This is a genomic window from Methylobacterium bullatum (genome assembly GCF_014845095.1).
GTDB classification, from domain to species: domain Bacteria; phylum Pseudomonadota; class Alphaproteobacteria; order Rhizobiales; family Beijerinckiaceae; genus Methylobacterium; species Methylobacterium bullatum.
The window spans coordinates 1-2,201 of the sequence record NZ_NKUG01000089.1 but is presented as its reverse complement, the minus strand read 5'-3'; the positions used below and the strand labels follow the sequence as shown (position 1 = coordinate 2,201).

The 2,201-nt window shown below is 62.8% G+C and carries 2 protein-coding genes; both read right to left on the bottom strand.

Features of this window, described 5'->3' with window-relative positions; translation table 11 throughout:
- Positions 1–162: 162 nt before the first annotated feature.
- Positions 163–1,239 carry a tyrosine-type recombinase/integrase gene (locus MBTS_RS13805; RefSeq protein WP_192215877.1) on the bottom strand — a complete coding sequence of 359 codons (1,077 nt, stop codon included), beginning with the start codon at positions 1,237–1,239 and terminating at the stop codon, positions 163–165.
- Positions 1,240–1,437: 198 nt separating this feature from the next.
- Positions 1,438–2,067: a recombinase family protein gene (locus tag MBTS_RS13800; protein WP_192215876.1), complete on the bottom strand. Its 630-nt coding sequence runs from the start codon at positions 2,065–2,067 to the stop codon at positions 1,438–1,440.
- Between the last annotated feature and the right edge of the window lie 134 nt (positions 2,068–2,201).

The following is a 2,201-nucleotide window of genomic DNA, read 5'->3' as shown; positions in this document are numbered from 1 at the left end:
CCTGCTTTCCTCCTTGTTCGGAGAAAAAGCGCAGTGTTTTCAGACCCTAAGGACGAGACTCTTAATCAGCGGGTCCAAGGTTCGAACCCTTGTGCACCCACCAATTCTTTCAGACGGCCGAAGCTCTGGACAAACGTCCGGAGCTTTTGTGTTTTCAGGGCCTTACAGGCGTCGCGACGCCTCCTGATCCGGTGGTGGACTGGCCTCGGCTGGTGCCGTGATCAGCCGGTCCTGTGCCCGCTTCCGTGCCACCTTCTCAATTTCAGCATGGAGGTCGGACGTCCGCAGGTGGCCGTATCGAGCCGTCATCTGCAACGAGGCGTGACCGAGGATGCGGGAGAGCCGGTACATGTCCCCGTCCTGTTGGACGAACCATGATGCGAAGGTGTGCCGTAGATCGTGCCACCGGAGATCGGCGATCTTCGCCCGGCGGCACGCGTTGGCGAACCCTTTCTTCATATCGCCGTACCGCTCACCGCTTGGGTTGCAGATCAGGTAGGGCGATCGAGGCCGCCCAGGCGCATTCAGCAGGGCTTTAATCGTCTCCATGGCTCGATCGGACAACGGGACGCGGCGAGGTGAGTCGGTCTTCGTTCGAGCCAGATGTAGCTCCCGCCTTGGAAGATCGACGTCGCTGATGGTCAAACCAAAAAGCTCGTCCTTCCGGAGGCCCGTCTCAACCGCCAAGACGAGCGCTGGCCGCATCTCGGGTGACGATGCCGCCCATAAGCGCTCGAACTCCTCAGGCTTTAGGAAGCGCGTTCGAGGCCGAGATTCCTTAAGACCCCGCTTGCTGAAGGAAGCGACCGGGTTGGTCTCCAACCATCCCCAGCGCATGGCCATCCCGCAAAGGGCAGATAGGAATGCGAGGTCACGTCGGATCGTCGCGTCGGTCACACCGGTCCGTTTCCGAGCCCCTACGAAGTCCGCGATGACCCGCCGGTCAATCTCGTCGAGATATAGGGGGCCGAAGCTCGGCTGAAGTGCGCGGCTGCTGGAGCCGTAGCAGTGGCGGGTCTTGGGCTTGATCGACGTCTCGACGAAGTAGCGCTCCACGGCTTCCCCGAAGCGATGCCGAGGCATGTCTCCCCGAGCCTTCGAGGCAGCCTCGTCTAGGAGTCGTTGCAGGTAGGCTTGGGCCTCAGCTTTGCGCGTCGTCTTGGCCGAACGCCGAGTCGTGACGCCACCTGCTTGGAAGCGCACCCACCATGTCGTGCCGCGCCTGTAGACCGTCGCCATTCCATCCTCACCCGAGATCGTTGAGGAGGGACCCCAGCACGGTAGAAAAATCCCGCAAGCGATTGATGCGGAGGAAGTCGCGTGGGGGCTGCCGGAGCCGGGAGCCAAACGTCCGACGACCGGACGTTTGAGGCGAGCGAGACGGTGTGAGGAGTGCCGGTAGGACCGGTCAGAGCAGGATGGACACCAGACCCGACGTCAGGCTGCCTCGACGATCGCGCCTCGATCCTGATCGACCAGCATGGCGGCCCTGATCCTCTGAACGGTTGCAGTCCCGGCGCCGGTTCGGCGGGCCGTCTCCCGGATGCCGGTGCCCGCGATCAGCATGGCGCGGATCGCCTCGACCCTGGCCGTATCCATCGGCGGACGACCAAGGCGAGTGCCCTTGGCCTTCGTGCGTTCGAGACCGGACTTCACTCTCGCAACGATCATCGAGCGCTCGAACTCGGCGAACACCCCGAGCATCTGGAACATCATCCGCCCGGTCGGGGTGCTCGTGTCGAGAGCCTGCTGGTGCAGGTAGAGATCGACGCCGCGCGCCTGGAGTTCGCCCAGGAGACCGATCAGGTCCGGCAGGGACCGTCCGAGACGATCGACCGACCATGCGGCAACAAGATCGACCTCACGCCGCGTGACGGCCTTCAGGAGAGCATCGAGCCCAGGACGCCGATCACGCCCTTTAGACCCTGAGATGCCATCGTCGCTGAAGATCGTCGTGACGATCCAGCCCAACCGCCCGGCAACCTCCTGAAGCTGCCGAAGCTGGTTCTCTGTCGTCTGCCCGTCAGCGGTAGAGACCCGAACGTAGAAGGCGACACGCTTCGTCATCCCTCGACGCTGCCACGCCTCGGCAAACCGTCAAGCCAATCCTGTGCTCGAAAACAGATGGTTACGGGACGGGCTGGATTGGGTGAGCGCTCGAAGGGAAATCGGGGCAAATGACGGATGGGTTTTTGGGACAG